This is a genomic window from Novosphingobium aureum (assembly GCF_015865035.1).
In the GTDB taxonomy this organism is placed as follows: Bacteria; Pseudomonadota; Alphaproteobacteria; order Sphingomonadales; family Sphingomonadaceae; genus Novosphingobium; species Novosphingobium aureum.
Map to the genome: position 1 here is coordinate 1 of NZ_JADZGI010000013.1, position 8271 is coordinate 8271.

General features: G+C 61.8%; 9 protein-coding genes and 3 pseudogenes. 7 read left to right on the forward strand and 5 right to left on the reverse strand.

Annotation, left to right across the window (positions count from 1 at the left end; genetic code table 11):
* Positions 1 to 127 precede the first annotated feature (127 nt).
* A pseudogene (locus tag I5E68_RS19805) lies at positions 128 to 523 on the forward strand (AAA family ATPase); the annotation flags it as partial.
* Between the two features lie 641 nt (positions 524 to 1164).
* Here the strand turns inward: I5E68_RS19805 and I5E68_RS19810 are convergent.
* Entirely contained in the window at positions 1165 to 1356 is a 192-nt protein-coding gene (locus tag I5E68_RS19810; protein ID WP_197167445.1) for a hypothetical protein, read from the reverse strand.
* Positions 1357 to 1648: 292 nt separating this feature from the next.
* Here I5E68_RS19810 and I5E68_RS19815 point away from each other — a divergent pair, with 292 nt between their 5' ends.
* Both I5E68_RS19815 and I5E68_RS19820 read left to right on the forward strand, forming a co-directional pair.
* Positions 1649 to 2122: an SRPBCC family protein gene (locus I5E68_RS19815; RefSeq protein WP_197167447.1), complete on the forward strand. Its 474-nt coding sequence runs from the start codon at positions 1649 to 1651 to the stop codon at positions 2120 to 2122.
* Positions 2123 to 2226: 104 nt separating this feature from the next.
* Positions 2227 to 3171, forward strand: coding sequence for an alpha/beta hydrolase family protein (locus tag I5E68_RS19820; protein WP_197167449.1), 945 nt, complete (start codon positions 2227 to 2229; stop codon positions 3169 to 3171).
* A gap of 54 nt (positions 3172 to 3225) precedes the next feature.
* Here I5E68_RS19820 and I5E68_RS19825 read toward each other — a convergent pair whose 3' ends face one another.
* Together I5E68_RS19825 and I5E68_RS19830 are read right to left on the reverse strand one after the other, a co-directional pair.
* Positions 3226 to 3777, reverse strand: a complete 552-nt coding sequence (locus I5E68_RS19825) for a TetR/AcrR family transcriptional regulator (protein WP_197167451.1) — start codon at positions 3775 to 3777, stop codon at positions 3226 to 3228.
* 15 nt (positions 3778 to 3792) lie between these two features.
* On the reverse strand, positions 3793 to 4233 hold the full coding sequence (locus tag I5E68_RS19830) for a GFA family protein (protein ID WP_197167453.1): 441 nt from the start codon (positions 4231 to 4233) through the stop codon (positions 3793 to 3795).
* 176 nt (positions 4234 to 4409) lie between these two features.
* Here I5E68_RS19830 and I5E68_RS20455 point away from each other — a divergent pair.
* The 4 genes and pseudogenes from I5E68_RS20455 to I5E68_RS19850 form a co-directional block, all read left to right on the forward strand.
* A pseudogene (locus I5E68_RS20455) lies at positions 4410 to 4484 on the forward strand (hypothetical protein); the annotation flags it as partial.
* Positions 4485 to 4613: 129 nt separating this feature from the next.
* Positions 4614 to 5372, forward strand: a complete 759-nt coding sequence (locus I5E68_RS19840; RefSeq protein WP_197167455.1) for an SDR family oxidoreductase — start codon at positions 4614 to 4616, stop codon at positions 5370 to 5372.
* Positions 5373 to 5615: 243 nt separating this feature from the next.
* Entirely contained in the window at positions 5616 to 6509 is an 894-nt protein-coding gene (locus I5E68_RS19845; RefSeq protein WP_197167457.1) for a LysR family transcriptional regulator, read from the forward strand.
* Positions 6510 to 6623: 114 nt separating this feature from the next.
* Positions 6624 to 7529, forward strand: a complete 906-nt coding sequence (locus I5E68_RS19850) for an alpha/beta hydrolase (RefSeq protein ID WP_197167459.1) — start codon at positions 6624 to 6626, stop codon at positions 7527 to 7529.
* Between the two features lie 62 nt (positions 7530 to 7591).
* On the opposite strand, the gene I5E68_RS19855 is transcribed toward I5E68_RS19850, so the two are convergent.
* Both I5E68_RS19855 and I5E68_RS19860 read right to left on the reverse strand, forming a co-directional pair.
* A complete protein-coding gene (locus I5E68_RS19855) occupies positions 7592 to 7981 on the reverse strand; it encodes a glutathione S-transferase C-terminal domain-containing protein (RefSeq protein WP_197167461.1) in 390 nt (129 codons plus the stop codon).
* Between the two features lie 141 nt (positions 7982 to 8122).
* Positions 8123 to 8271: pseudogene (locus tag I5E68_RS19860) on the reverse strand (IS3 family transposase); the annotation flags it as partial.

Here is an 8271-nt window from a genome sequence, read left to right on the forward strand (position 1 = left end):
AGCGAAAAACCATCGAACATCGCCGCTTGCTTCACCGCAAGCTCGCCGCCTAACATCAAGCCCCAGACGAGGCCCGCCCTCCGCTAATCCACGACCCCATCTGTGCCAAATGTCTCGACGACGGACAATTCGCAATTTGTCCCCCGGCACTCGCGGGATCGTCCTATTGCTTCTGTACTTGGCCCTCGATCACTCTGACGATCGACCATTGATTATCGATCAGCCAGAAGAAAATCTCGATCCGAAATCGATCTTTGATGAGCTGGTCCCGCTGTTTGCCGACGCAAGACGACGGCGGCAAGTGATCATGGTGACCCACAATGCTAATCTCGTTATCAACACGGACGCGGACCAAATTATTATCGCGGAGGCGGGCTCTCACGTTCCCGGTCAGCTGCCGTCCATCAGCTACCTATCCGGCGGGCTCGATGAAGCCTCGATCCGCGAGCGGGTTTGCGGAATCCTCGAAGTCGGCGATGACGCGTTCAAATCCCGCGCACGTCGCTTGCGAGTCTCCATTTAGGTTGCCGCCCGACGCCATGAATTGACCTTCGTTGCGACCGCTTTCTCATGCCCGACTTTGAAAGGAGCCGTTTCGGGTCGTCCAACATAACTGCCGCTCGGCGATGATCGTTTCTACGTCCGCTTTCGCAAACATGCTCGGAGTGGTGGGACGACCGAGCTTGGGGCGCATTGCTGCCGGACGATCCTGCGCTTAGCGAATGGCCAATTTTTAGCTGAATCTGTCGTTCGAAGCCCAACCGTCAAACGACGCATTCGGGTCGGGCGCAGAAGGGTGAGCCTGGCATCGAGGCTCTAGCGAGGTTTTAGGGCTACCAGGCGCCCGAGGTCGTCATTCTCCACTGAAAGGGAAGCGGAGATTTCATTACGTCTACTCGAGTCTCCGCATTGCGACATCAATCTCTGCGAGGATGTGGGTCTAGCTATGACACTTGCAGCTTGCACGTATGCCGAGAGTAACGTCACAAACCATCATTCCACAGCGTCAATTCCAAGGGGGACCAGAAGGGGGACCCGAGCGAGGGGTGCATAGAAAAAATAATAATTTTAAGATAGTTATTGTATTGTTAGAGTCTTCTCGACTGATCCTTTCCGTTGTTCGACCGATCTTCAGGCCGTCGTCTCAAGAAGCTTGCCGGGCAATCAGACCGGCAGTCCGAACTGCTCCTTGATTGAGCGGGCGAGGGACGCATCATCCGTGCCTCGACGCATGGCGAGCAGCAGCTGCGCGTCCTCCCCGGCTTCGAACCGCAGGCGGTCGGTCGTGTCGGTCGCTGCAGCGTAGCCGGTCAGGATTTTGGGAAGGACGTCCTCGGCGGCAACGAAGTCGAACACGTCACGGATGGCGCCGGGAACGAGTCCTCGCGTGTTATGGTAACGTCGTTCGGATCGTGGGCGGAATCAGCAATGGCGCTCATCGTGTATCTCCAGTTGTCGAGTTGGAGATTACGTCTTCCCTATGCCGCGAATAGAGGCGTGATTGGGACCGAACGTCTCACCAGAGAGACGGTTCAAGCCAGACCAGCTGTTCCGCTGGCAGGACGGCGCGTTCGAAATGGGCGGCTAGTGCCCGCGCCGCAGACCCTTAGCTTGCAAGGCGCCTTAACTCAATCACGAAGGACTTGCCATGATCTACTCCAACGCCACCGTGCCGGTGAATCCCGAAGGCGAGACGCCACTGACCCGCGAGCAGGTCTGGAAAGGCCTCGAGCGCAAGGCGCGCGACGCAAGGCTGTTCCTTCCGCCCGGCGTCTGCACACGCTGCGATGTGATCGAGGAAAGTGCCACGCATTTCGTGCGCGAGGCGACCATCGCCGACGAGGACGTGCGCGAGATCATCGTGCTCGAGCCGCAGTCCAAGGTGACCTTCTTCCAGGCCAGCGGTCCGCGCGAAGGCGCGATCATCAACGAGCTGTTCGAGGACGACGCGGGCGAACTGCAGCTGAATTTCTATTGCTACCTCGGCCTGCGGGGCAAACAGCCCGGCGGACCGGAAGAACAGGCCGAACAGAAGCAGTTCGACAGCGACAAGGGCTACAAGGCCGCGCTGCTCGCGACCCTGAAGCGCACGCGTGAAATGCTCGCGGACGGCTCGCTATAGGCACGCGCTACCCTATCAGCAAATCTCCATCTTGAAAACGGAACAACGTTCCGTTTATATGTTCTCATCGCGCCGGCGCCGTTGCTGGGGCCAAGGAGTACTCAATGCCAGCACATATCAACCCCACCATTCGCTCGACTGCCATGGATCTCGCACCCGCGCTCTCCATGGGACCGCTCTCGCTGAGAGTTGAAGGCCGCGGCGAGAACTTGGCGTACCGGGTCACCGCGCCCGCCGAAGGCGACAGCCTGCCTCTCATCCTGTTCGCGCACGGTAATGGCCAGTCGCTCTACACCTACGGTCCGCTCGTCAATTACTGGGCATCGAACGGCTTTGTGGTGATCAATCCGACCCATCTCGATTCCCGGATGATCGCGCTTCCCGCCGACGACCCGCGCCGCCCGCAGCTCTGGCGGCACCGCGAACAGGATATTCTCGCCCTGCTCGACAATCTCGATACGATCGAGGAGGCGGCTCCGTTCATCAAGGGCCGGATCGACCGCGACCGCATCGCGGTGGCGGGCCATTCCTGGGGCGCCCAGACCGCCAGCATGTTCTTGGGTGCGACCCACCCCGATCCCGACGACGGCTCAACCGTCTCGCTGCGTGATGCGCGGGTGAAAGCGGGCGTGTTGTTCGCGGTCCCCGGCACCGGAGGCGAAAATCTGAGCGAGTTCGCCGCGCAGAACTTCCCGTTCATGCACCCGGACTTTTCAGGTCTGGAAACCCCGACGCTCGTGGTCGCGGGCGATAACGACAATGGCGCGATGACCGTGCGCGGACCGGACTGGTGGCGCGAGGCCTACGACCTCAGTCCCGGCGCCAAGGCGCTGTTCGAGGTAAAAGGTGGTGAGCATTCGCTGGGCGGCATTCCCAATTACGAAGCGCGTGAGACCACCGACGAGAATCCGGCCCGGGTCGCCGCGGTCCAGCAGCTGTCGACAGCGTTTCTGCGCAGCACCCTCTCGGGTTCGGACGCGGCTTGGAAGGCGGCGGTGAGCGATGTCCGCGGTGCTGCCGTGTCGCAGGGTACCGTCGAAGAGAAGTAACGCATTCCGGGCCGAGCTCCGTGATTGACGGACTGCGGGAGGGCGACCTGTCGGTCAGCCCTCCCGCAGTCCGTCAATCAGCACATCCAGCATCCGCTGACCAAGTCCGGTATCCTGCGGTGAGACGAGCCGAGCCACGGTCTTGACCAGATCATCGGCGGTCAGGCCATTCCGGATAACCCCTGCCGCGCGAGCGGTTTCGAGAAGACTGTCCAAGGCCGGATAGAACCGTTCCTCGAAATGCACCGGCAACCCTGCATAGGCGGGATCGCCCGAATGCAGAGCGATCGAGAATCCGCGCTTGGTGGCGATGAACGCTGCAAACCGGCGCAGCCATTCAGCCAGTGCTTCGAAGGGGGGGCGGGTTGCAGCCAGTTCGCCGGCCGCGGCCGCGCAATCATCGATCTCCTGCCGAAACACTGCCGCGATAAGGTCCGCGCGCGTCGGGAAGCGCCGGTAAAGCGTGCCAACGCCCACACCGGCGGCTTCCGCGATGGTCCGGTTAGGCACATCGATCCCTTCGGCCGCGAAGAGCGTGCGCGCCGCCTCGAGCACCGCCTCCTCGCTGCGACGGGCATCAGCACGCATTCCGGTTACCTGAGCCATGACCTGAAACGGTCCCTAGCCAGCCAGCGCAGCGGCGAATTCCTGCGGCGTGGGCGAAACCTCGAAGCCGGGTGTATCCTCTTCGATTGTCAGCCAGGGCTGTTTTTGCCGGATCCAGATATGCAGTGCAGGTGCAACCTCACTGCTACGATCGAGCGTGCCCACGCGCAGCACGAGAAACTCTGGCAGCGCGGGATTGCGATTGGCGATCCGGGTGAGGCAGGCGGCGCATCCGATATGTTCGGACGGCATGGCCTCCTGCCCTTCTGGCAGACGAAAAGTATGCCCGCTATCGCTGAAGGTCAGCGCGTCCTCTGCCACGATCGCATGCAGCGCGAACGCGGAGCCGCTCCAAGTCTGACAATCGACACAGTGGCAGGCATAGGTCCGCGGAAGATCATCCGCCTCCAGTTCGTATCGCACTGCGCCGCAGCGGCAACCACCTTCGAAACTCATGAAATTGTCCTTCTCATTTTTCCATTTCAACGCTGCGTCATCGCCCCAGTTTACATCGCGAGGCTTAGGCTGGTCGGTCAAGCGCGTCAGCGATGAACAAGATGCTTTAACGCAAGATCAAGTCTAGCGAAGCGCCAGGAGCCTATTCAAGCTGAACGTTTTGGTCCAACGTCGTTGCTTTCTTCGCGAGCGACGCTGCTAGCTACATCGACGGGGAAGAACTCTATGTCGACGGCGGGCTCAAGGTCTGAAGCAGTACCGTTTCATCGGCGAGACAATGAGTTCCAATTAAGCTGCTTATTGATGGCACACGGAACAGCTATTTCCAGCGGCAGAGAGACGGAAGCGGATTTCCGGCTCTGCCCCTAAGGAGAAGCATCATGAAGAACAGCGGCAACACCATTATCCTGACCGGCGGCGGCTCGGGCATCGGACGCCTGATGGCACGGCGCCTGCACGATGCAGGCAACACCGTCATCATCGCGAGCCGCAACATGGACGCGCTGGCCGAGACGGCTGAGGGCTACACCAACATTCATACGCTCGAACTCGACCAGACCGATCCGATCAGCATAGATGCGTTCGCGAAGCGGGTCCTCGACGATTTCCCGCACGCCAATGTCCTCATCAACAATGCCGGCATCATGCGCATGGAAGGCTCACTCGCCGCGAAGCGCGATCTTGCTGACGCCGAGGAATCGGTGACCAACAATCTCCTCGGTCCGATCCGGCTCACCGATGCGCTGATCGAACAGCTCGTCGCGCAGCCCGACGCGGCGCTCATCAACGTGACCTCAGGACTCGCTTTCGTGCCGCTGGTGCTTGCACCGACCTATTCAGCGATCAAGGCAGGCATCCACAACTACACCGTGTCGCTGCGCGCGGTACTGAGGGGTCAGGCCGAAGTGATCGAGATCGCCCCGCCGGCGCTGCGCACCACGCTGACGCCGGGCCAGGAGAACAACGAGCGCTTCATGGATCCCGAACTCTTCGTCGACCATGTGATGGAACTGTTGCAGCGCGATCCGACGCCGGCCGAAGTGCTGGTCGAGGAAGTCGACTACATGCGCCGGGCGGAGAAGGAAGACCGCTTCGAAGAGACTGTCGCCGGGATCAATCCCTTCCTCGCCAACCGCTGACAAAGATGTTGGGCTCGCGCATCCGATGCTCCTCCCGTCTGCTGCGCGTCTCTTCCCTCGCCCGGCGACCTGCAATGTGGGGCGCCGGGCGGGCCGATATGAATGGGAGCGAGCGCCAGCGAGGGATTGACGACCCACTTTCCGAGAATTGAGAGCGAACACGAGCGGGCTAATTGAACATTGACTGTTTCGCGGCTGAGGCGGATGGTAGCTATCACAACCGTATCGTCTCGTAGGTGAAACATGGATCTTGTCGCGCTCGCCGATTTCAACCTCGTCGCTCGCCATGGTGGTTTCAGCAAGGCCGCGCGCGAGGCCAACCGGCCCAAGGCCACCCTGTCGCGCCGCGTCGCGGAGTTCGAGGCCGCGTTGGGTCTGCGCCTGTTCGAGCGCGGCGGCCGTGAGCTAAAGCTCACCGAGGAAGGTCGTGCGCTCCACGAGCGCAGCGCGAAGCTGCTGACCGATCTCGACGAGACCGTATCCGCGATCGCGTCGGGCGGCGATACGCCGCGCGGTCACATGAAGATCAGCGCACCGCTGCTGTTCTGCCAGATCGCGATGGGCGAGGTCGCTGCGCGATTTGCTAATGCCTATCCCGAAGTCCAGCTCGAGATCGTCGCCGAGGACCGGGCGGTGAACATGGTCGAGGAAGGCGTCGATCTGGTCATCCGGATCAACCCCAGTGCCGACGATAACCTCATCGGGCGCGTGTTCTTGCGCGATTATCAGGTGGTCGTCGCAACGCCAGGCCTCAAACGATCGTCGGGACGCAAGACCGTGCCCGCGATCGTGCGCAGCACCGACTGGAACCAGACGAGCTGGCGCGTGCGCCATGCGGGGGAGGGAATAGAGACGGTCGCCATCGAACCGATCCTTTCTCTGTCTTCGCTGGTCATGGTGCGCGACGCGCTGCGCGATGCGCAGGCGGCGGCCGCATTGCCTTATTCGCTGGTCCACAACGAGGTCGAACGGGGCAACCTCGTGATGTGGGGCGAGCTCGACATGCCGGGTACCGAACTGTGGGCGCTCTATCCCTCACGTCGGCTCTTAAGTTCCAGAGTTTCCGCGTTCCTTGATCATCTCAAGGCGATGTTCCCGAATGGGTCGGCGGACGAGTTGGCTGCCTTCGTACGGTAGTGTGCCTGTGAGGTCTTCGTTTCGCTCACGGGATGGTGCGTTCAGAATGATGCTCTGCCGCTAAGTACAGCGGAACGCTAGTTTGCTTGCAGTCACCAAGCGAAGGAATTTCCCATGAGCATTATCAATCACGACGAGGCTTTCCGCGACCGTGCCGCCATGCTGGCGATGCGCGCGATGATCGCCGTCTCGGGCAGCTTCTTGATCGAGCCGGGTGCCCGCGAAGCCTACGACCAGCTGATCGCCCGCACCAAAATCGCCAACGATGTCGATACGGCGCAAGCCGAGGTCGGCGGGGTAGCCGGATGGTGGGTCACGCCTGCCGGCACGCGGGCCGAGGACGGCGCAATCCTCTACGTGCACGGCGGCGGCTACGTCCTCGGCAGCGCCGAGGCCTATCGCGGGCTCGCCAGCCAGATCGCCACGCGCGCCGGTCGCCCGGTCTTCGTCGTCGACTACGCGCTGGCGCCCGAAAACCCCTTCCCCGCGGCCTATGACGATGTCAGCAAAACCTATGTCGCACTCGCCGAAATGACCGGCGGTAGGGTCGCCCTGATGGGCGATTCCGCAGGCGGCGGCGCGGTGCTTTCGGTCGCGATGAACCGCGCCCAGGGAACCCCCGCCCCGGTCGCACTGGTCGCCTATTCGCCTTGGGTAGACCCCGCGCTCGAAGGTGAAAGCGTCAAGACCCGCGGCGATGTCGATCCGCTGCTCAACGAGGAGGCGCTCTCCAGCGGGGCACGCCAATATCTCGCGGGGGCCGATCCGAGCGACCCACGTGTGAACGCGCTCTCCGGCGATTTTTCTAGACTACCGCCGGTGCGGATAGACGTCGGCGATGACGAGATCCTGCTCGACGATGCCTTGCGCTTCGAAGCCCTTGCAGGTGAGGTGGGGCAGCAGGTCGACACGCATATCTGGAAGGGCATGGTCCATGTCTTCCCGACCAATGTCGGCATGCTGAAGGCGTCGGGGCAGGCGCTCGATGGGACCGCCGAGTTCCTGAAGCGTCATTTCTGAACCGAGATATGTATCACCCGCGCCTTTTCCGCCCCAAAGCGGCAGAAGGCGCGGGTCCACCGTTATTTAAGAGGCGCAGGACAGATTTCGGGTAGGCCGCGCGCAACGGCATATAAAGCCTCAGGATAGAGCGCAGGTGTCGCGCTTGTCCGCTTTGCGAACATGGCGTAACACTCGGAGAGCGCATCGCAACCGTCGGGAATCGGAACGCCGTAGAGCCCGTCCGCGAATTGCAGCGTCGCCATGGCGACGCAGTCCGCGATAGTTACGCGACCGCCAGCGAGGAACGCCCCCCCGGTCTCCCGGGCCAGCATATCCAAAAGATGCAGGCGGCGATGATAGGCACCCGCTGCGATCGTCGCAGCTTCGTGGCTCTGCTCTTCGCGTCCCGCGAAAGCGGGGCTGCCTTTGTGGCACCAGATCCCGAACTGCAGTGCGGCTTCGTCTACCACTGCTACGAGTTCACGCGTTCGCGCCCGCGAAGCCGGCGTTGCGCCCAGCAGGTCGGGTGAGGGAAACTGTCCGTCGTCGAGACATTTGGCACAGATCGGGGCGTGGATTAGCGGAGAGCGAGCCTCGTCTGGGGGTTGATGTTAGGCGGCGAGCTTGCGGTGGAGCAAGCGGCGATATTCGATGGTTTTTCGCTTGATGGTTTCGCGACGCTTGATGATAGCGGGAGCCCTGCCGAAGTAGGCGTCAGCGGGCGTCACGTTGTTCAGGCTCTCGTGGTAGCGCTGGTGAT